The 19,912-nt window shown below is 36.1% G+C and carries 20 protein-coding genes and 1 pseudogene; 14 read left to right on the forward strand and 7 right to left on the reverse strand.

What is annotated here, in order from left to right:
• Nucleotides 1-339: 339 nt before the first annotated feature.
• The 8 genes from WFN33_RS15995 (at nucleotide 340) to pal (ending at nucleotide 8,317) form a co-directional block, all read left to right on the forward strand.
• On the forward strand, nucleotides 340-1,749 hold the full coding sequence (locus tag WFN33_RS15995; RefSeq protein WP_336953994.1) for a short-chain fatty acid transporter: 1,410 nt from the start codon (nucleotides 340-342) through the stop codon (nucleotides 1,747-1,749).
• Nucleotides 1,750-2,602: 853 nt separating this feature from the next.
• The gene (gene ybgC / locus WFN33_RS16000; RefSeq protein WP_004724526.1) at nucleotides 2,603-3,010 is read left to right on the forward strand and encodes a tol-pal system-associated acyl-CoA thioesterase; all 408 of its coding nucleotides are present in this window, start codon (nucleotides 2,603-2,605) and stop codon (nucleotides 3,008-3,010) included.
• A gap of 24 nt (nucleotides 3,011-3,034) precedes the next feature.
• Nucleotides 3,035-3,733, forward strand: a complete 699-nt coding sequence (gene tolQ / locus WFN33_RS16005) for a protein TolQ (protein WP_336953995.1) — start codon at nucleotides 3,035-3,037, stop codon at nucleotides 3,731-3,733.
• Nucleotides 3,733-4,182, forward strand: a complete 450-nt coding sequence (tolR, locus tag WFN33_RS16010; RefSeq protein WP_336953996.1) for a protein TolR — start codon at nucleotides 3,733-3,735, stop codon at nucleotides 4,180-4,182. The genes tolQ and tolR overlap by 1 nt, the downstream gene beginning before the upstream one ends.
• A gap of 3 nt (nucleotides 4,183-4,185) precedes the next feature.
• On the forward strand, nucleotides 4,186-5,622 hold the full coding sequence (tolA, locus tag WFN33_RS16015; protein ID WP_336953997.1) for a cell envelope integrity protein TolA: 1,437 nt from the start codon (nucleotides 4,186-4,188) through the stop codon (nucleotides 5,620-5,622).
• A 67-nt stretch (nucleotides 5,623-5,689) separates the two neighbouring features.
• Nucleotides 5,690-6,136, forward strand: coding sequence for a hypothetical protein (locus tag WFN33_RS16020; protein WP_336953998.1), 447 nt, complete (start codon nucleotides 5,690-5,692; stop codon nucleotides 6,134-6,136).
• A gap of 276 nt (nucleotides 6,137-6,412) precedes the next feature.
• Entirely contained in the window at nucleotides 6,413-7,696 is a 1,284-nt protein-coding gene (gene tolB, locus WFN33_RS16025; protein WP_004724537.1) for a Tol-Pal system beta propeller repeat protein TolB, read from the forward strand.
• A 51-nt stretch (nucleotides 7,697-7,747) separates the two neighbouring features.
• Nucleotides 7,748-8,317, forward strand: coding sequence for a peptidoglycan-associated lipoprotein Pal (pal, locus tag WFN33_RS16030; RefSeq protein WP_004822680.1), 570 nt, complete (start codon nucleotides 7,748-7,750; stop codon nucleotides 8,315-8,317).
• 162 nt (nucleotides 8,318-8,479) lie between these two features.
• Here pal and WFN33_RS16035 read toward each other — a convergent pair whose 3' ends face one another.
• Nucleotides 8,480-9,085, reverse strand: coding sequence for an SMI1/KNR4 family protein (locus tag WFN33_RS16035; RefSeq protein WP_336953999.1), 606 nt, complete (start codon nucleotides 9,083-9,085; stop codon nucleotides 8,480-8,482).
• 75 nt (nucleotides 9,086-9,160) lie between these two features.
• Nucleotides 9,161-9,346 carry an NF038105 family protein gene (locus WFN33_RS16040; RefSeq protein WP_004724542.1) on the reverse strand — a complete coding sequence of 62 codons (186 nt, stop codon included), beginning with the start codon at nucleotides 9,344-9,346 and terminating at the stop codon, nucleotides 9,161-9,163.
• 175 nt (nucleotides 9,347-9,521) lie between these two features.
• On the opposite strand from WFN33_RS16040, the gene WFN33_RS16045 reads away from it, so the two are divergent.
• The 5 genes from WFN33_RS16045 to WFN33_RS16065 all read left to right on the forward strand — a co-directional run bounded on the left by WFN33_RS16045 (nucleotide 9,522) and on the right by WFN33_RS16065 (nucleotide 12,874).
• Nucleotides 9,522-10,496, forward strand: coding sequence for a class 1 fructose-bisphosphatase (locus tag WFN33_RS16045; RefSeq protein ID WP_004724544.1), 975 nt, complete (start codon nucleotides 9,522-9,524; stop codon nucleotides 10,494-10,496).
• A 115-nt stretch (nucleotides 10,497-10,611) separates the two neighbouring features.
• The gene (locus tag WFN33_RS16050) at nucleotides 10,612-11,388 is read left to right on the forward strand and encodes a TrmH family RNA methyltransferase (RefSeq protein ID WP_336954000.1); all 777 of its coding nucleotides are present in this window, start codon (nucleotides 10,612-10,614) and stop codon (nucleotides 11,386-11,388) included.
• 155 nt (nucleotides 11,389-11,543) lie between these two features.
• A complete protein-coding gene (locus tag WFN33_RS16055; protein WP_336954070.1) occupies nucleotides 11,544-12,158 on the forward strand; it encodes an RNA polymerase sigma factor in 615 nt (204 codons plus the stop codon).
• Nucleotides 12,151-12,477, forward strand: coding sequence for a hypothetical protein (locus WFN33_RS16060; protein WP_336954001.1), 327 nt, complete (start codon nucleotides 12,151-12,153; stop codon nucleotides 12,475-12,477). The genes WFN33_RS16055 and WFN33_RS16060 overlap by 8 nt, the downstream gene beginning before the upstream one ends.
• Nucleotides 12,467-12,874 (forward strand): DUF3106 domain-containing protein, encoded by a 408-nt coding sequence (locus tag WFN33_RS16065; protein ID WP_336954003.1) that lies wholly within the window; start codon nucleotides 12,467-12,469, stop codon nucleotides 12,872-12,874. The genes WFN33_RS16060 and WFN33_RS16065 overlap by 11 nt, the downstream gene beginning before the upstream one ends.
• A gap of 342 nt (nucleotides 12,875-13,216) precedes the next feature.
• Here the strand turns inward: WFN33_RS16065 and glnA are convergent, their stop codons facing one another.
• The 4 genes and pseudogenes from glnA to WFN33_RS20460 form a co-directional block, all read right to left on the reverse strand.
• Nucleotides 13,217-14,632 (reverse strand): type I glutamate--ammonia ligase, encoded by a 1,416-nt coding sequence (gene glnA / locus WFN33_RS16070; RefSeq protein WP_336954004.1) that lies wholly within the window; start codon nucleotides 14,630-14,632, stop codon nucleotides 13,217-13,219.
• A 433-nt stretch (nucleotides 14,633-15,065) separates the two neighbouring features.
• Nucleotides 15,066-15,599 carry a GTP-binding protein gene (locus tag WFN33_RS16075; protein ID WP_336954005.1) on the reverse strand — a complete coding sequence of 178 codons (534 nt, stop codon included), beginning with the start codon at nucleotides 15,597-15,599 and terminating at the stop codon, nucleotides 15,066-15,068.
• A gap of 135 nt (nucleotides 15,600-15,734) precedes the next feature.
• Nucleotides 15,735-16,676, reverse strand: a complete 942-nt coding sequence (locus WFN33_RS16080; RefSeq protein WP_336954006.1) for a hypothetical protein — start codon at nucleotides 16,674-16,676, stop codon at nucleotides 15,735-15,737.
• Between the two features lie 1,746 nt (nucleotides 16,677-18,422).
• Nucleotides 18,423-18,558, reverse strand: a pseudogene (locus tag WFN33_RS20460) (IS3 family transposase); the annotation flags it as partial.
• A gap of 169 nt (nucleotides 18,559-18,727) precedes the next feature.
• On the opposite strand from WFN33_RS20460, the gene WFN33_RS16085 reads away from it, so the two are divergent.
• Nucleotides 18,728-19,111, forward strand: coding sequence for an Imm41 family immunity protein (locus WFN33_RS16085; protein WP_336954007.1), 384 nt, complete (start codon nucleotides 18,728-18,730; stop codon nucleotides 19,109-19,111).
• Nucleotides 19,112-19,424: 313 nt separating this feature from the next.
• Here the strand turns inward: WFN33_RS16085 and WFN33_RS16090 are convergent, their stop codons facing one another.
• Nucleotides 19,425-19,907 (reverse strand): hemerythrin domain-containing protein, encoded by a 483-nt coding sequence (locus tag WFN33_RS16090; protein WP_336954008.1) that lies wholly within the window; start codon nucleotides 19,905-19,907, stop codon nucleotides 19,425-19,427.
• Nucleotides 19,908-19,912 lie beyond the last annotated feature (5 nt).

Consider the following 19,912-nt stretch of genomic DNA (forward strand, 5'->3'; position numbering starts at 1 on the left):
GCTATTACAAATAAATATAAGCAAGCCATTTTGATTAATGAGTTTTTCTTATTGTATGTTTAAAACTTTAAATTTATAAAAAAGCTAATTCAATGTTAATAATTTAATAAAAGGATAGTTGAAGATTTTGACTGAGTAACACAAAAAGGGAATCAAATTAAGTGAACTTGCATGGAATGTAAGTTTAGAAAAATTTTAACAGTGCATATATCTAAAGCTCATCCGAGAGTCTTTTATACAAATATTCAAACTCACTGATAGTGATGGTTATCGCCCGAAAATCAATATTTTCAACATGGATGTGCTCGTTTCATAATCGAATAAATAGGATATTTAAATATGGATAACACCCAGAATATATTACAAAAATTTGCAATAAAAGTCAGTAATTGGTCAGAAAAATGGTTTCCTGATTCCTATATCTTTGCCCTGTTAGGTGTCATCATTGTCGCCATAGCTGCGATTGGAATAGGAGCATCTGTTCAAGATGTCGCAATTTCATTTGGCAATGGTTTCTGGAGCTTGATTCCATTTACGATGCAAATGTGTATGTTGATTGTCGTTGGTTATGTGGTTTCAGTATCTAAACCCGTCGAAATGCTCATTCAAAAAATGGCTCAGATTCCAACATCTGGAAGGAATGCTATTGTTTTTGTAGCGACGGTCAGCCTCTTTATTTCACTAGTTAATTGGGCCATGAGTACAGTTTTAACTGCCCTTTTGGTGATTGCACTATCCAAGCGTAAAGAGCTGAATATGGATTATCGTGCAGCTGCCGCAGCCGCTATTATTGGTATGGGAGCAACTTGGGCACTTGGCATTAGTTCTTCCGCTGCTCAGTTACAGGCAAACAAGGCGAGCTTACCAGAACCACTTTATAACTTAACTGGTATTATTCCTTTTACTGAAACGATCTTTTTACCACAGTCTATGATTATGACTGCAGTATTGATTATTGTGTCAATTGCCATTGCATTCTGGTCTGCACCTAAAGGCAATAGTATAAAAACCATTGATGAATTTGATATTCATTTTGAAGATAAAGAGACCGAAGTTCAAAGCAAAAAACGCCCAGGTGACTGGCTGGAAAACTCTCCAATTCTCAGTATCTTAATTGTAGTTTTAGGCCTGATCTGGATGTTTAATGAGTTTACAAAAAGCAATCCGATTATTGCGATTTCCAGTTTAAATACTTATAACTTTATCTTCTTAATGCTGGGTATTGCTTTACACGGAACTCCTCGAAATTTTTTAAATGCAGTATCTAAAGCTGTCCCTGCGGTTTCTGGCGTACTGATTCAGTTTCCACTCTATGGAAGTATTGCTTTTATTATGACAAGTGCAATGAACGCACAAGATTTATCTCTATCTCATTATATTGCTGAATTTTTTGTATCAATTGCATCTAAGGAAACTTTCGCAATTGTTATGGGGCTGTATTCAGCTATTTTAGGTTTCTTCATTCCGTCTGGTGGTGGTAAGTGGATTATTGAAGCACCTTATGTCATGCAGGCTGCACACGATCTGAAAGTACATTTGGGCTGGTCTGTTCAGATTTATAATGCAGCAGAAGCTTTACCTAACTTAATTAATCCCTTTTTTATGTTACCCATGCTGGGAATTTTAAAATTAAAAGCCAAAGATGTTATTGGATTTACAGTTACTCAGCTTGTCTTCCATTTACCCTTAGTTTTATTCTTATTGTGGATTCTTGGTCGTACTTTAACCTATATGCCACCTACTTTTTAGAATGTAATATCTTTTCCTTGCCCTCCTTCTAACTTTAAGCGTTTAGGGCAAGGATATCACTAAGCTATTGATATAAATAATCTAAAATTGCGTATAGTTGTAGTATGTTAATTTCAGGGAATATTATAGATTACTTATTATTTTCATAAATTTGCCCTCTATATTTATTATTCATGTTTAAATTTAATCTCCAAATTATAATGGATAATTTCGTATCGCTCTCTTATTTAATATAAATTTTATTTAGATGAGCTAAAACACTAAAGTTCTCTCTATTCGATTTAATATAATGGTCATTATATGAAATACTTCTCACTCAATCTTTCTGCATCAACTACTTTATCATTGCGTGATATTCTATAATTTAACTTTTGAGTATGACAGTGAGGGTAATACAGTACTCACTGATGCCACTTCATTCAAAGAATCCTCAAGCTAATCTCTGTCAGCCCTTCTTAGCACATTCGGATTGTAATCTTGTGCCATTTGAGAAAGTATGCCTTGTGCTAAAATTCGCGCCAAAGTCAGTGTTAAACTCTTGTGCAAATTTATAAGTGGGTCAAATCGATTTAATTTTTCTACTATATAGCCTCTAAAGGCTATATACACGTACTGTTTAATCAACCAGGCCTCTGTTCATGTAGATTTCCGTTTCTCTCAAAAGATCTCACAGATGCTTTTGGCATAGTTGATAGGTTCCCTTATAAGTATTGTAAAATTCAATGAAGCAATCAGATCAGCGATATAAAGCTCATCTTCTTCCAACTGAATCATTTTAAATTGAAACAGCACAAGTGAATACTGGCAAGCAATTGATAGATATGCAATAAACAACACAGGAATGCATAGCAACATGAGTAATAAATTCGAATTCCAAATCCGTGTATATATCGAAGATACAGATGCTGGCGGTATCGTATACCATGCCAATCATATCCGCTTTATGGAACGTGCACGGACAGAATGGCTACGTGCATCTGGTATTGACCACTATTGGCATCAAAAAGATTACAATTTTGTCGTGCATAAAATTGCATTGAAATATTCTCGCCCTATACTCATGGACGATCTTATTACTGTTACAGCAAGTGTAGTTTCATGTAAAGCTTCGTCATTTGTGTTGCAACAGAATATATATCGTGGTGAAATCATGCTTGCTTCTGGCGAGGTAGAGTTGGCATGTTTAAGTACAGATATGAAACCTCGTAGAATTCCTGACGAAATCCGTGATTTAATTCTTCGAGAATTAGCTCACGAATAAAAAATACTTTTGGCACATGTAACTATGGCAACACAACTAGAATCTTCTTTACACATCTCTGATTTAATTTTACAAGCGAGCCCTGTGGTTCAATTGGTGATGCTAATCTTAGTACTCGCATCCGTTTTTAGTTGGTATTTGATTGCCAAGTTGCATATGGGCTATAAGAAAGCACATCAAGGCGATGAGCATTTCCAAAAAATCTTCTGGTCTGGTGCTGAACTCAATACCTTATATAACAATGCTCAGCTTAATTCTAAGCGAAACGGTTTAGAAGATATTTTCTATCAAGGTTTAAGTGAGTTTTTAAAACTTAAAAAACGCCATGCAGAAACTGCATCGATGATTGAAGGTACTGAACGTATCTTGCGTGTAGGACTCAGTCGTGACCAAGGCCGTTTAGAGCAAGGCTTAAGCTCTCTCGCCAGTATCGGCTCTGTCGCACCTTATATTGGTTTATTTGGTACTGTTTGGGGCATTATGAGTGCATTCATTGGCTTAGCTCAGGTTGAACAAGTTACCTTAGCCACTGTTGCACCAGGTATTGCTGAAGCATTAATTGCAACTGCGATTGGTTTATTCGCTGCAATACCAGCGGTATTAGCATTTAACCATTACACAGCAAAAGGCGAAGAAATTTATTCAGATCGAGCATTATTTGCAGAAGAAATGGTGGCGCTATTACAACGTCAGTCTGTGGGAACTACACAGGAAGATGAATAATGACAATCCAACGTTCTGGGCGTTTTGAACGCGTCAAAAAACCTTTAAAAAGTGATATGAATGTCGTTCCATATATCGATGTCATGTTGGTTTTATTGGTTATTTTTATGGTGACAGCACCCATGATTACCACGGGTGTTAAAGTTGACCTACCTCAAGCAAACAATAATCCGATTCAATCTGAAGACCGACCAGCCATCGTAACTTTAGAAGCAGATGGTTCGATTAAACTTGAAGACAAAAACCATAAAAATGAGGTTTTAACTTTAGATGAGTTGAAAACCGTACTTACAGAAAATCAGCAACAAGCTCAAGCAAATAACAAGCAATTGAGTGTCTTGATCAATGGTAGTGAATCACGCCCTTATGGTGAAGTCATGAAACTCATGTCTACACTGCAAGATGCTGGTTTAAGCCAAGTGGGTTTACTGACAGAGTCTGTAAAGTAAGTTATGAAAAATATTCAAAAGCCACAATCTAAAGAAAAAGCGATTGCACTTGGATTTACCCTAGGTATTCATGTGGTGGCGATTACTGGCTTACTTTTTCTCGGTTTAAGTCAACCACCTGAGCCACCCAAGCAAATTAAAACCATTTTAATTAAGCCTGAAGATTTACCACCACCTGAGCCCAAGCCCTTAGTCGAAACTGATGCCACTGAAACGGCAGATAGCAAGGTTGCAGAAAATACTCAGCAAACAGCAGAACCTGATCAAACAGCACCAGAAATTCCAACTGAAGCAAATAATCCCCCTGATACAAAGGCTATAGAAGCACAAAAAGCTGCCGAACAGGCCAAGGCAGCTGCATTAGAACAGCAATTGGCTATGGTAGCGGCTAAAGCAGCACAAGAAAAAGCCTTAAAACTTTCTCAAGCTAAAGCAGATGCTGCGGAAAAAGCCAAACATGAGGCAGCTGAAAAAGTAAAGCAGGCTAAAAATGCTGCTGAGAAAGCTAAGGCTGAGGCTGAAGCAAGATCTAAAGCAGATGCAGCAGCTAAGGCCAAGCAAGAGGCGCTTCAAAAAGCCAAAGCCGATGCTGCTGAAAAAGCCAGACTCGCAAGACTCAATGCCGAAGCAAAAAGCAAAGCAGAAGCCGCTGAAAAAGTCAGAAAAGAAGCCGCAGATAAGGCCCAACAGGCTAAAGTCGATGCTGCTGCAAAAGCCAAGGCAGATGCTGCTGAAAAAACCAGAGCGGATGCTAATGCAAAAGCTAAAGCAGACGCTGCTGCAAAGGCTAAAGCGGATGCTAATGCAAAAGCCAAAGCGGACGCTGCTGCAAAGGCTAAAGCGGATGCCAATGCAAAAGCCAAAGCGGACGCTGCTGCAAAGGCTAAAGCGGAGGCTAATGCAAAAGCCAAGGCAGATGCTGCTGAAAAAGCCAAGGCAGATGCCGCTGCAAAAGCCAAAGCGGATGCTAATGCAAAAGCCAAGGCAGATGCTGCTGCAAAAGCTAAAGCGGATGCTAATGCAAAAGCCAAGGCAGATGCCGCGGCAAAAGCCAAAGCGGATGCGGACGCAAAACGTAAAGCTGATCTAGCACGCGAATTAGATGAAGAAAAAGCCTCTGCTGCTGAAAAAGCCAAAGAAGCCGCTGCAAATAAAAAGGCAGAAGCGAGAAAAGTTGCATCTTCTGCGAAAAAGGACTTCGAAAGTAAAGTTCGGAATGCTTGGCGTATGCCTGCTGGCTCAACGGGTCAAAAGGCTACAGCTCGTGTCACGCTAACAGATAGCGGTTCTATAGCCTCTGTCTTTGTTAATGCATCAGACCCAGATGTAAAAGCAAGTGTGGAACAAGCAGTTCGCAATGCTGCACCTTTCCCAATGCCATCTGATCCAGATGCCAGACGCGAAGCACGAAGTTTTAGTGCAAATTTTACTGTGAAATAATCTTAAAATTACACCCTGTCTTGGCAGGGTGTAATTTAATGCAAAAACAATCACTCGGAAAAATCAAATGCGAGTTAAACCCATATTTGTAGCAATTTCATTATTTTTTCCAACCGCGTTATTATTTGCAAAAAATCTCGAGCAAGAAAAAATACTTGAAGTAAATACGCAACAATACCCACCTTCTGCGTCATACGAAAAAAACCCGTCTGTAGCAACAACGGAAGCATTACTTCTACAAAGTCAAATGGCTCAGCGGATAAATACCGCTAGAGTCAATCGTATTGTTAAAAAGTTGAGAAATTTAACAATCATCCAAGAAAATGCCGATGTTATTATTTACTTAGATGACAGTGGGAATGTAAAAGATATTTTAATCACAGAACAGGACAGCGAAACGTTTTCAAACGCAATCAAAACGGCGATTCAGCAAACAGCACCTTTTGAGATGTCTAAACAGTCATCGCTCAATCAATTATTAAAAGTGATTCGCATCAAATTCCGTGTTGAATAAGTCTCTATTCAACACGAGATAATATATTTTAATGGCAGCAACAATGACATTGTTGTCAAATCTATAAAAAAGTAATTTTTAAAGCTGCAACATTTACAATGCCCAAAGATCAAGCTGAAATTCATTAGTGTAATAAATTTGAATTTAATTTTTTAGTAAATCTGTTCAATGATAATCTTTTGTTCACAATTACATGCTTTATATAGATTAAAATCATGTCTTTGTGCTACAAAGCTAAGCATAGTTAAAAATTGATATTTGAGTACATGAAGTCCAATGAAAATCATGCCTAAACATCTATTAGGATTCGCAATTATTGTTGCATTTAGTCCAGCATTGATCACAACATCATATGCACAATTGCAATTAGAAATTGCCAAAGCACCTGAATCTGCACCTAAAATTGCCATCATTCCATTTAGTAATGATCAATCTATCTACCCTATTGTTGAACAAGATTTAAATCGCTCTGGGCGCTTTACCAGTTCATCAAAAAATCTTCCTGCAACTGCAAACATAAACAATATAAATGCAGAAGCATGGAAAGCGGCTGGGGTTCCTTATGTGGTTTTAGGTGACTCTAAAACCAATGCAGATGGTTCATTGGCAGTACATTACCAACTCTATGATGTTGAAAAGCAGAAATTCCTATTAAATGAATTGCTCTCAATCCCAGCATCACGTGTACGTTCTGCGGCACATATGATCAGTGACGCAATTTATCAAGCGCTTACAGGGATTCAAGGTGACTTCACAGGACGTATTGCTTATGTGTTACGTAACCCTGCAACACCAGAGACTCGTTATACCTTACAAATTGCAGATACTGATGGTGAGCAACCTAAAACAGTATTAAGTTCAAGAGACCCGATTCTCTCACCTGCTTGGACGCCAGATGCGAAAAAAATTGCATATGTTTCATTTGAAACCAAGCGCCCTGCTATTTATATCCAAGATTTAGCCACTGGTGCACGAGAAAAACTCGCTGCATTTCGCGGTTTAAATGGTGCACCAAGTTTCTCTCCTGATGGGAAATCAATGCTGTTTACTGCATCTATGCATGGAAATCCTGAAGTTTATCAAATGGATTTAGATTCACGTCAAGTGAAGCGCATGACCAACGATAGCGCAATTGACACTGAAGCACGTTATGCTCCAGATGGAAAATCATTTATTTTCACATCTGACCGTGGTGGATCAGCACAAATTTACCGTTATAGTTTTGATGATGGCTCAACCAAGCGTTTAACTTTCCGTGGTGCATTTAATGCACGCGGTACATTAAGTGCCGATGGTAAATATGTGGCATTGGTACACCGCCCTTCTGGTAGTAATTACAAAGTTGCCATTCAGGAAATTTCTACAGGTATCACCAATATTTTGACACCAACAAGTTTAGATGAATCACCAAGCTTTTCTCCAAATGGGCAAATGGTGGTTTATGCAACACGTGAGGGTAATCGTGGCTTATTGGCAATCATGTCTACAGATGGTCGCTTCCGCATGAACTTACCAAGCGAACAAGGTGAAGTACGTGAACCTGCTTGGGCACCTAAATAATTTAATCAAGATGTAAATCACTTATTTAAAATTGAAATACCGGAGATCAACATGAAGTCAATTCAATATCTAGCTTTACCCTTATTAGCAGCAAGCTTGGTGATGACAGGTTGTGCAAGCCGTAAACCTGCTGCCACTGTAGAATCAGGAACTAATCCAAATAGTGCGACTACAGTAAATACTAGTGGTTTAAGTGAAGATGCTGCTTTAAATGCACAAAACTTAAATGGTGCTTCATCTAAAGGCGTGACTGAAGCCAATAAAGCATTTTTAGCGAAACGTGTGGTACATTTTGATTATGACAGTAGTGATCTTTCCAATGATGACTACCAAACACTACAAGCACATGCGCAGTTCTTGATTGCCAATGCCAACTCTAAAGTGGCATTAACAGGTCATACAGATGAACGTGGTACGCGTGAGTACAACATGGCTTTAGGTGAGCGTCGTGCTAAAGCCGTTGAAAGCTACCTGATCACCAATGGTGTTAAAGCAAACCAATTAGAAGCGGTAAGCTACGGTAAAGAAATGCCAATCAATGCTGGTCATGATGAAGCTGCTTGGAAAGAAAACCGCCGTGTTGAAATCAACTACGAAGCCGTTCCTCCTCTTTTAAAATAATGCCAAAGTTGCATTATTAAAATAGCCCATAAAAAATGCCCAATTGAATTGGGCATTTTTACCAGAAGTTATTCTTATTCAGCGCTTTCCCATTTCAAGATAAAGACCAGATTTAGTAAGGTAAAATAAGAAAACTTCTTACCATGTTCAAGGTGATTTATATTAATAACGCCATTTCTTGAGTATTTTCTCATTAAATAACGCAATAAACCTTTCTTCTGCCCATTCATCCACTTCATCTGGATGCGCTTCAGCAAAAAACTCAGACTGCACTAAAATCAAACAACCTTTAATATAGTCATCCACACAGTCCAGTATTCTACTTAAATAAGGCATGTCATCATGATCAAAGTAATAGATTTCTTTGCTGATATCATGAAAGCAAAACATATTGTCATTACCAAGATAATCACTAAATGTAATCAGATGAGGTAAAACTGCTAAATCAACCTGACTAAATTCAGGCACATATTGCGGCGCATTTGCCCAAATATCTTTTAAGTAGCCAATATCATCAAATTGCTGCAATTGTTCACCAATATCAGCAATCCCAAAGTGTTGATAGAAGATCTTTAAAGATTCAGGTAAGCGACAATTTAAACGCTGTTCAAGTTTTAAAATTTTCTCATCATCAATTGCAGGTGCAATCTCATCATTATTTAAATCAGCAAGAGATTCTAAAATTAGGTGAGTTTTAACATCCCACCCCGGTTCACCAATTTTATTAAACGGAATGATAATGTCTGTTTTGTGATCAATCTCTATCATGAAGATTTATTGTTCGGAATGAATATGAAATAAATAGAAAAAAGCGCTCATATCGCAATGAACGCTTTTTATTGATTAAGCCTTTGACTCATCTGGCTTGGGGCTTTGCATAGATTCAATCATGTCATGCTTATTGAATTCTTTGAATTCAGGCTTAGCTTCGTAATTCTTCCATGCTTCTTTCACTTTTTCAGCACTAATATCTTTTAAATCAATGCTTTCATTTGGAGTCGGAGTCGCTTCAAACTTTGTCGTTGTCATGTCAGTGCTCCTTTACGCTATTGTACGTATATTCAACATAACACTTTCTAAAATACTTTCAAGGGTAATTTCACGACAAATAACACAGGATAATTTCTATTTTGTGCTGAACTCATCTAAAATAGCCTCCATTATTTGGTTTGTAAAAATTTATCGCTTTTGGAGCACCTCTGATATGTCATATCGCACCCTATCCCAATATTTAGAACAACAACAAGGGAACTTAACATCTGAACTTGCCAATGTAATTGAAACAATTGCAAATACCTGCAAAACCATTGATCAGGCTTTACAGAAAGGTGCTTTAGCTGGTGTCTTGGGGAGTGCACAACATGAAAATGTACAAGGTGAAGAGCAAAAAAAACTTGATGTGATTTCAAATGATTATTTGATTGATGCTTTAAAAGCCAATCCAAATGTAGGTGGACTCGCATCTGAAGAATTAGATGAATTTACCCCAGCTCAAGAAAATGGCAAATATTTGGTTTTATTTGATCCATTAGATGGTTCAAGCAATATTGACATTAATATGTGTGTAGGAACAATTTTTTCTATCCTTCCTGCTCAAAATGCCGTAACGCAAGCTGAAGACTTCATGCAAGCAGGTATTCAACAAGTTTCAGCAGGTTATGTGCTTTATGGCCCATCGACAATGATGGCTTTGACCGTTGGCGCGGGTGTTGTATTTTTTACTTACGACCCTGAAGAAAAGCAATTCTTGCTCACTTCTGAAAATATTCAAGTTGCTGCAGATACCAAAGAGTTTGCGATTAACTCATCAAACCAACGTCATTGGGAAGCGCCTGTAAAACGTTATATCGATGAACTACAAGCGGGTAAAACATCTATACGTGAAAAAGATTTCAATATGCGTTGGGTGGCGTGTATGGTGGGTGATATTCATCGTATTTTATGTCGTAGCGGTATTTTCTTATATCCATACGATACTAAAGATCCTAAAAAAGCAGGTCGTCTACGTTTAATGTATGAAGCCAACCCAATGAGTATGTTAATGGAACAAGCTGGCGGCGCATCGACTACTGGTCGTACACGTATTTTAGAGATTCAACCGACTGAGTTACATCAACGTGTTCCTGTTATCATTGGTTCTAAGAATGAAGTTGAGCTTGTTACCAGCTACCACAACTAATTCTTCTCTTTTCTTTTCTTACTCTCTATTTAGGGAGTAACGCCAGCTAGGGTCTGTTGCAATTTCTTTATAGAATGATCACAGACCCTACTTAATTTTTTGGACGTACTCTCCCATGCCTACAATTTTCCTTGAATCAAAAGATAATCCCAAAATTAAACATCTCAGAGGTTTAATTGAACAAAATACTTACCGTAAAAAACAAGGACAAACTGTACTTGAGGGAACGCACCTTACGCTTGCATGGTTAGAAAAAGGTCGAAAAATTAATTCAATTTTCACCACTGAACATGCCTTAGATCATGAAGATTTAGGTAGTATCCTTGACCAATATCAAGGTATTGTGTTTGTGGTCGGTGAATCTTTATACAAGGATTTAAGTACCCTTGGAACCAGCCTTGCATGTCTAGCCATTGTGGATTTACCGAGTTCAACTCAGGCACTGAACTTTACTGAAGACACGCTAATTCTTGAAAATGTCCAAGACCCAGGCAATGTAGGTACATTACTCAGATCAGCGGCCGCTGCGGGTATTGAACAAATTGTCTGTACCAAAGGTTCCGCATCATTATGGTCACCACGGGTATTACGTGCTGGTATGGGGGCTCATTTTTCATTACAAACTTATGAAAACGTGATCCTTGAAGACTTACTCAAGCAATTTAAAATTCCTGTGTATGTCACCAGTTCACATCAGGCAGAGAGTCTTTACACTAAAAACCTACGCAAACAATGTGTTTGGATTTTAGGTAACGAAGGTCAAGGCGTTTCAGATTTCGCCCTTAAACGCGCAGAAGCCGTATCTATTCCACAACCTGGTGGTCAAGAATCACTCAATGTTGCCGTTGCTGGATCGATTTGTTTCTTTGAAATGGTTAGACAACGACTATAAGGTTAATTTATTTTAAATATTGCCCGTTATTGGAAAAAATCATTTAAACTGAAAAAAATAATTGATTTACATGTCAACCCAAACCATTTTTTTAACGTTATATAGGTATGAAGTTAAAATAATGGTGGGTACCCATGACGGGATTTTCCATCTCTATGGACTTAGCACCAAAGAAGTCACAGTCTGAAACAGCAAGTGCTCAAACGAGTACGAGTGAACAGCGCCTGCGTTTTTTCATGCAGGACGTGACGGGTCGTGCCTTAGTGATGATGGAAAATGCAACCCAAGGTCACAATGGGATTGCGATGGATTTGGTCCAGGAAGCGTTTATTTCCTTACATAAAGCTTATGCAGATAAATCTACTGAAGAATGGTATCCACTGTTCTATACAATTTTAAATAACAAATTACAAGATTGGCGACGTAAGGAAGCACGACGTGCTTCTCCATTTTCGTTATTTCGAAAAATTGATTTAGATTCTGATGATGAAGAGGCAATGGAAATTGTGGATGAATCCACACCCAATCCACTTCAATTTCTAGATCAAGATGTCACCGTTGAGGAAATTCAAGAAGCCATTAGCCGCCTCCCGGTACGCCAGCAACAAGCATTTATGTTACGCGCTTGGGAAGGATTTGATACTCAAACCACTGCATCTATTATGAACTGTACAGAAGGTAGTGTAAAAACTCATTATCACAGAGCTATTCAAGGACTAAGAACTTCGCTCTCACATTTAAATCCGTATGGAGGTTCATCACATGAATAATGATGATTTCACCAAACAAGTGACGGCAAAATTGGATGAGGTTGCACGTAATCACCGCAATAAAGCAGTGGTGATGAATAATGTGCTTGACCATATTCAAGACAAGCAAACGTCACGTTTTGGTCACTGGAAAATGACAGGCTTTGCACTTGCTGCAGCTATTACTGGTTTTGTTGTGATTCCAAACGCTTTTGATATATCACCAGAATCGCAAGCCCCACAACAAGTGGTTATTAGTCCTAAACTTTCACCCCAAATGATGGAAGATTTAGATATGTTGTCTGTATTTGGTGAGGATAAAAATTCTCATGGCAGCTAGAAAATTAGCTTTGGCATTTTGTGCTATTGGTTTTCTACAAACAAGTTTTGCTGGATTTGAACGTTTTTGGATATTTTCTAAAGATGCAACTAGTCAAGTTAACGAAACATGGGATGCCCTTTCTGAGGAAGAACAAAAGGCATTGATTAAGCGCTATCAAAATTTAAAAGAAATTCCCACTGATCAAAGTGCAGCACTGCAACAGCGCATGGATTGGTTTACTCAGCTTCCTGAACAAGAAAAACAAAAAATGCGTGAAGTATGGCAGCAAATGAGTACATCTGAACGTAATGAGATGCGCAAAAAAATGCAAAAAGCATCGACCACTGATGAGCGCAATGAAATTCGTGAACAATATATGGTGAAGTATCAACAAAGTATAACGGGTTCACATTAAGCATTCTTTTTTATATTTTATTCATCGCCAGTTAAAGTTTAACTGGCTTTTTACCCTTTAAAATCCTCCTCAATCTCTGAAAAGAGAGGCATCACCTTCGCAAATTTATTCAAACTTTCTAAGCAAATATGGCATTGCAAACTTTTTATAATCAAATAATTTAATTTCTTCACCAATTGATTTAATTAAAAAAATATTCATTAAGAGAAATTATATTCTTATGTATGTGTTTTTTAACAGGTTGACTATTATCTGTTTACTAAAAACACTCCTATTTCTAATTTTCAGGCATAAAAAAACCTGCACAAGGCAGGTTTTTCATCACTTAAATTCGAAAACGAATTACAAGCTATAGTACATATCAAATTCAACTGGGTGAGTCGTTGTATTTAAACGACGTACATCTTCAGTTTTAAGTTCGATGTATGCATCCAACATTTCTTTTGTGAATACACCACCTTTAAGAAGGAACTCATGATCCGCTTGAAGTGCTTCAAGGGCCATATCAAGACTATGTGCAACTGTTGGGATTTTAGCTTCTTCTTCAGGAGGAAGATCATATAAGTTTTTATCAGCTGCTTCCCCTGGGTGGATCTTGTTTTGAATACCATCAAGACCAGCCATCAATAATGCCGCAAAACCTAAGTATGGGTTCATCATTGGATCTGGGAAACGTGCTTCAATACGTTTACCTTTAGGGCTAGAAACGTATGGAATACGAATCGAAGCAGAACGGTTACGTGCAGAATAAGCAAGCATAATTGGAGCTTCGAAGTGAGGAACCAAACGCTTATACGAGTTAGTAGAAGGGTTTGTGATCGCATTCAATGCACGAGCATGCTTGATGATACCACCGATAAAGTAAAGCGCCATTTCTGAAAGACCAGCATATTCATCACCAGCAAACAAGTTCTTGCCATCTTTAGAGATAGACATATGAACATGCATACCTGAACCGTTATCACCAACCATTGGTTTAGGCATAAACGTCGCAGTTTTTGCATATTGATGCGCAACGTTCCAAACAGCATATTTGAACTGTTGAACTTCGTCAGCTTTACGCACCATAGTATTGAAGCTTACACCAATTTCTAATTGGCAAGATGCAACTTCGTGATGGTGTACTTCTACACGGCCAGGGCCCATGATATCTTCAATACGAGCACACATTTCTGCACGCATATCTTGTGAAGAATCTACTGGAGGAACTGGGAAGTAACCACCTTTAACACGAGGACGGTGACCTGAGTTACCTGCTTCGTAGTCTTTACCTGTAGACCAAGCAGCCTCTTCAGCGATTAATGTATGGCGAGCGCCAGACATATCGATGTCCCATTTAACTTCATCAAAAACGAAGAATTCTGGCTCTGGACCAAAGAATGCAGTATCACCAATACCTGTTGATTTTAGGTATTCTTCCGCACGACGAGCAATCGAACGTGGATCACGGTCATAACCTTGACCAGTAGACGGTTCAATAACATCACAAGTAACGACGATGGTTGCTTCAGCAAAGAACGGATCAAGGAAAGCAGTTTCAGGATCTGGACGTAAAATCATGTCAGATGCTTCAATGCCTTTCCAACCAGCAATTGAAGAACCATCAAACATTTTACCATCTTCAAAAGTATCTTCATCGATAGTATCTGATGGGTAGCTTACGTGCTGCTCTTTACCCTTAGTATCAGTAAAGCGAAAATCGACCCATTTTGCGCCACTTTCTTGTATGAGTTGAAGGACCTTGTTCGCCATGCTCATTTTGCTCCAATGAATTTTTGTTGCACTTGTGAAGTGCGTGTTAGTAGTTGGTATTTATATAGCAAGTAGCATACCAACTTTTAAAATAATTGCTAAAATATTGAATTTCTTATCAGAAAATAAGCTTAGCAATACTTAAATTCCGTCTATTATACTGAGTGCAAATAGAATTGCACCATATTCAAACATACTTCTCATTTTAAAATTATTACGCACAATTTAAACGCACTATTTTCGTGCAAACTAAATAAAATGTTTTATCTTGGTGCTTATATTGCGCGAACAACGCTTTTTATCGACTATTTTTTAAGATGATGACAATTTTTTATTTCAAAAGCATTAAAATAAGGCATATAAGGTAGCAATACGCCTTTAACATTTATCTATATCTCCCTCTATACAGCGATGTAATTATATTACCTACGATCTACAATTAGCCAAATTCTACTTCAGCTCTTGCAATGAGTGCTTCAACCATTACCAATACATCATCTTTTTTTCTGGCATCCACCGCAAAAATTGGCATGGTTAATTGATTTAATTGCATCCAATCTTTATAAGGTTTTAACAGATATTGAGGATTTTCATCTATATGGGTTATACCAACCACAATATTGTTTAAATGTTCCTTAAAACTTTGAAAATAAAATTTTAAATCTTCAAGTGCATCTTTTTGCGTATGGTCAATCAGCACAACTGCTCCGATTGCACCTTTACATATCACTGACCAAACAAAATCAAAGCGATTCTGCCCTGGCGTTCCATATAATCCAACAATAACGCCTTCATCTAATTTAATTTCACCATAGTCAATCCCGACAGTGGTCAATGCCTTATTATGTGCTTGCTCATCTGTATTTTGTGCTTCTGTAGATAAGACTGAAATTTCAGATAATGATTTTATTGCTTCTGTTTTACCTGCGCCCATTTTACCGCCAAAAACAATTTTATACTTTTGTAAGATCACATCATCACCTATTTTTAAACTGATCACGGCATCATATAAACTGGTTATACATTTACTTATCGTGTCAGTATAAACAAACTTGATTAAAAGGTTAATTTTTAGAAGCCTTATTGGGTTCGCATACTCTTTACACAGTTAAAGCCCTAATTTTTTTCTTAACTTACCAAAAAAGCCACCTAAAATGCCTGAAGATGGTTTTTCTTCAGTAAGTAATTTTGCATCTTCCACTGCTATTTTTTTCAACGCATTGGTCATTATGCCAATTGAAACAAATTTAGCTAATTGCGCTTTGCTATAGCCTGTTTTCTGAGCCACCTGAGCAATACTTGCCCCCAATTCAAAACACGCTGCAATTTTAAAAACCATTTGGCGTTCATTTTGATGATTCGGTTGTGGCCAATCTACGAGTTTATAATAATCACTAGAACTGATTTGAATATTTACATCATCTGAATACCACAATAAATTCCATAACCATGATTTTAGCTCTACCCCTTGGAAAATACTAACAGACTGCGCCATTTGCATAGTGGCATAAGTAAAATTTAAAGAAACATCCGTCCCTTGAACTTTTCGTAGCGCGTCTACCCAAACTTGTTGTGTACGAATATTGACTAATGCGATGTTGCCTTTTGAGTCGAATACTTGAACGTTACCATTCCGTTCATTAGAAAGCTCAGCTACCACCTTGTTTAAATCAGCTTTTTTTGAAATTTGATTGACAATTTTGACGGTTTTTTCACTGACAGGTACGTGTAAATAACGGTCTTTAAACCATTTTCGAATGTCATCTGAAGCTGAAAAAGGTAGATATAGTTTATCTCCTTCGATTTGCCCTGATTTTTCGTTCTTATTAATCAGACGCAAGTATGGGACTTTCTTAACACCAATCAAATTCTGAATTGTTGGCGAACTAAAAAACATATCATTCACAAGAAGAATATCTAAATGAGGATCAGCAATATTCGCCCAACTTACTTGAAGTGAGTCATCATACATAGATCGTATCTTTTGCTTAATTGCATCAAGCACATTTAAACTTAAACCGAATATAGCGATTTTTACTTCTTCTTTCATTTAGCCCTCACGGCCTCATATAAAGTGTGAACAGTTTATCATTTTTATTAAAAAATAAAATATAAAACACTGTAGATGCGGTAAAAAATATCTACAAATTTAATATACTATTAAGCGTATAAATTACAAGAATAGTTATTAAAAACATTTGCAGTAATCACGAAACTCAAGCAGTCAAGATAATATATAGCATTAAATTTCAACAGCTTAATTTAAAAATAGCTAAAAAATTGACGTCACGGGTTAGAAAAAATTCCGATCATTTTTAATAAAACTTAAAATTTTATTTAAAAATATTAATTACATTTGTATATTAATATCGGACTCATGCATAAATTGTGTTTTAATAAGTTAACCTTATTTCTTAAGCTACCCCATTTCCAAAAAGAGCAGTTAAATGAATATCAATGCATTCAGCAGCACCAACATATCTCACACTATTTAACGGGTGAATAAAGCCTAGACTCGTTAGGGCTTCAGTCGTTGTAATTGCTTGAATTGCTAAATTTTCAATATAATCATGATTATTATTATTTTTAATATCAGATTGATCAGAAATATAATCAGTGTTAGTCGGATTGGAAGCGTGTAAATACTAGATTTATAAATACTGTTAAGATTTGAATGTGACGATGCAGTTATGGCTGCATGAATTTGATTAGATACAAATAACAACATTAAAGCACCTGTTATATTTTCACTTATTTACCTTTTTATAATTTTGCTCTTACCTTATTCTTAATAAATAATTGAAAATAATATGTTTGAATATTTCAACTTTAGAAAATATCAATTAAATCTTCTTCAATCAATTAAAAATTTTCTATAATTTAACAATATATGACAAACAGAGAATTTTCAAATTTTTAAGTATTAAAATGAGTAAAATAAACTTAATCAAATTTAAGAAATAGGTTTTAAGCATAGTTATAAAAAAGTATATAGCTAATCAGTAAATCTTATATATTGAACTTTATCGATTTTCATATACTAATTATAACGAGCACCTTTAAAATTTAGTAGTAAAAAGATGTCTAATCCCCCTTTAAAACTATTTTCTTTTTAACTTGTCAGCGTATCAACCTTACCCTATACGTCCTGAAAGCTAAAATTTATGCGTCTTTACATTAATTAAGATTGAATGCGAAAAATAGCCATCACGTGGGCTTTTTTCTATAAGTTGACCGAATTTTCAAGCACTAACTGTTCATCTTTCCTAATCTTCAACAACAATTTAACATTTATGAATTGTCATAGGCTGATATAAAAAACCCACCTTTCAGTGGGTTCTCGGAGATAAAGCATGAAGTGTGTGAGTCATACACATATATACTATAGCTGAATTTCATAGGTAGAAATCAAAAACAAATACGTTATAACGTAACAAAATAATTCCCTAAAATTAATTCAGAGTCTCTGTAAATGCGAAACTATAATTGCTGATAAATAATGATTCGACCAATCGAGAGAACTGATCAGAAATAATCTAAACCTAACACGATGACCAATAAAATAGAAGAGAGAATCAAATAGGTATTAATAGTATTAAAGCTCTTAAGATAATTTAACATTCGTCATTTCCCATAAGAATTTAATAAAATACTACATAGATGACTGAATCAAAAAAGCTTAAGAAAAGAAAAATAGACAAAAAAACACTCAATGAAATTGTTCACTGCACTTATGAAACATTAAATCTGTTTGGATTCATTTAATCTTGTATAATTGAGATGTGACACATTCCCAGTACTGATATGCGGCAACCAGTGTTACATATTTGGCTTTATTGTACCAATTTGAAAGAGTTTGCATGAATATACCAAGCTGTCTTGCTATTCCTGAAGCATTGCCCTCATTTTTTCGATTAATTTTATGGTTTCAGCTTAAACTCCGCTGTATAAAACTTTTGTTTTGCTTATGGTAAACTCCTGATAAGTGTGTTTAGCTTATCAAGTTAAAGTCTTTATTTTTTAACAAAACACATCATTATTTTATAGATTCGCATAAATCATATTATATTAATTTTAGAAAAAGTTTAAAGAACATAAATTATGAATGTAAAAATAATTATACTGCGCAATTTTCCTAATAATGACTTTTATGATAAATTATCATTTATAGGAATGTTGCATGAAGAAAAAATATGGGATATGGAGGAATATTGGCTTTTAGAATGGGGGATTTATAATCTTAAAAAAAATTCATCTGAAAAATTAGATTGGGAAGTTTTTAGGATTTATAGCTTTATTATGCTTTCCCTAAGCTCTCATTTAGATAAGAATGACTCCTTTAAAATAAGGAGTTTGGAACTAGCATTAATTTATGAATTTAGGGAAAGAATTCAACTAGTATTTGAGGGTTATTTCTCCCAAATAATGCCAAGGCAAAGCATTTTTGAAAAAACTAATCCTTTACTTGCTTTTACTTCAACATAATCAGTGTTAAATGAAACGTCCCTCACTTAAAGGATCATGCTTTACTCAATCTTTCAAGATCAGGTACATGTTCATCAGTTGTAAATCAAAAATTTATGTAAATCCAAGTGATTTCAAAGATCGAAAGTGATCTATGAGCCGAGATAAGCTGTCTAAGAAATTAATTTACTAAAAATTGGACGATTAAAGTTTATTAAATCTATTTCTAAACTGCCTATGTACCCGTGAACCGAAGCAACTGAGAAAAGAGCTAAACCAATTAATTTGATTTTTCATTTTCAAATCTGCCCTATCTAAATTTAATACGTTCAAATCATTGGTTTACTAAACTCATTTTGTCTTTATCAATATATTTATCGTATTCATGTTGATACTTTTTCGCTAAGCTTACTTTATCATCATCTTTTAAAATTTTGCCAGATTGCTGGAAAAATTTATGCTCTTCTTCATCTAAATGATGATGTACCAGCTTACGTAGCTGTTTTGCTATACGTAACCAACTGGGGTTATTGAATTCATTTTCAGTCAGTTGTTCAAGTAGCTCATCTATTTCATGATGCTCAGACAAAGCATGCCTTGTTATATTTAAACCTGCATCTGTCATCATAAGAGGTATGTAAAAATACCTGTCTTCAGCCACAGCATGTGCAAATAATTCATTTTTTAATAATGAAAAATAATGTTTTCTTTCTTCTGAGTTACCAGTGGTTTCAATTAACTTATCAGATAACTCTCTTTGTTTTTCATGACTAAATTTTAAGACATCAAATATGGTGAGTTGCTTACTATGGCTCATACTTT

Source organism: Acinetobacter sp. AS167 (assembly GCF_037152175.1).
In the GTDB taxonomy this organism is placed as follows: domain Bacteria; phylum Pseudomonadota; class Gammaproteobacteria; order Pseudomonadales; family Moraxellaceae; genus Acinetobacter.

What these genes read in the sequence shown, in the direction of transcription:
- WFN33_RS15995 (WP_336953994.1), top strand. Translation starts at nt 340, where the DNA reads ATGGATAACACCCAGAATATATTACAAAAATTTGCAATAAAAGTCAGT.
- ybgC (WP_004724526.1), top strand. Translation starts at nt 2,603, where the DNA reads ATGAGTAATAAATTCGAATTCCAAATCCGTGTATATATCGAAGATACA.
- tolQ (WP_336953995.1), top strand. Translation starts at nt 3,035, where the DNA reads ATGGCAACACAACTAGAATCTTCTTTACACATCTCTGATTTAATTTTA.
- tolR (WP_336953996.1), top strand. Translation starts at nt 3,733, where the DNA reads ATGACAATCCAACGTTCTGGGCGTTTTGAACGCGTCAAAAAACCTTTA.
- tolA (WP_336953997.1), top strand. Translation starts at nt 4,186, where the DNA reads ATGAAAAATATTCAAAAGCCACAATCTAAAGAAAAAGCGATTGCACTT.
- WFN33_RS16020 (WP_336953998.1), top strand. Translation starts at nt 5,690, where the DNA reads ATGCGAGTTAAACCCATATTTGTAGCAATTTCATTATTTTTTCCAACC.
- tolB (WP_004724537.1), top strand. Translation starts at nt 6,413, where the DNA reads ATGAAAATCATGCCTAAACATCTATTAGGATTCGCAATTATTGTTGCA.
- pal (WP_004822680.1), top strand. Translation starts at nt 7,748, where the DNA reads ATGAAGTCAATTCAATATCTAGCTTTACCCTTATTAGCAGCAAGCTTG.
- WFN33_RS16035 (WP_336953999.1), bottom strand. Translation starts at nt 9,085, where the DNA reads ATGATAGAGATTGATCACAAAACAGACATTATCATTCCGTTTAATAAA.
- WFN33_RS16040 (WP_004724542.1), bottom strand. Translation starts at nt 9,346, where the DNA reads ATGACAACGACAAAGTTTGAAGCGACTCCGACTCCAAATGAAAGCATT.
- WFN33_RS16045 (WP_004724544.1), top strand. Translation starts at nt 9,522, where the DNA reads ATGTCATATCGCACCCTATCCCAATATTTAGAACAACAACAAGGGAAC.
- WFN33_RS16050 (WP_336954000.1), top strand. Translation starts at nt 10,612, where the DNA reads ATGCCTACAATTTTCCTTGAATCAAAAGATAATCCCAAAATTAAACAT.
- WFN33_RS16055 (WP_336954070.1), top strand. Translation starts at nt 11,544, where the DNA reads ATGGACTTAGCACCAAAGAAGTCACAGTCTGAAACAGCAAGTGCTCAA.
- WFN33_RS16060 (WP_336954001.1), top strand. Translation starts at nt 12,151, where the DNA reads ATGAATAATGATGATTTCACCAAACAAGTGACGGCAAAATTGGATGAG.
- WFN33_RS16065 (WP_336954003.1), top strand. Translation starts at nt 12,467, where the DNA reads ATGGCAGCTAGAAAATTAGCTTTGGCATTTTGTGCTATTGGTTTTCTA.
- glnA (WP_336954004.1), bottom strand. Translation starts at nt 14,632, where the DNA reads ATGAGCATGGCGAACAAGGTCCTTCAACTCATACAAGAAAGTGGCGCA.
- WFN33_RS16080 (WP_336954006.1), bottom strand. Translation starts at nt 16,676, where the DNA reads ATGAAAGAAGAAGTAAAAATCGCTATATTCGGTTTAAGTTTAAATGTG.
- WFN33_RS16085 (WP_336954007.1), top strand. Translation starts at nt 18,728, where the DNA reads ATGAATGTAAAAATAATTATACTGCGCAATTTTCCTAATAATGACTTT.
- WFN33_RS16090 (WP_336954008.1), bottom strand. Translation starts at nt 19,907, where the DNA reads ATGAGCCATAGTAAGCAACTCACCATATTTGATGTCTTAAAATTTAGT.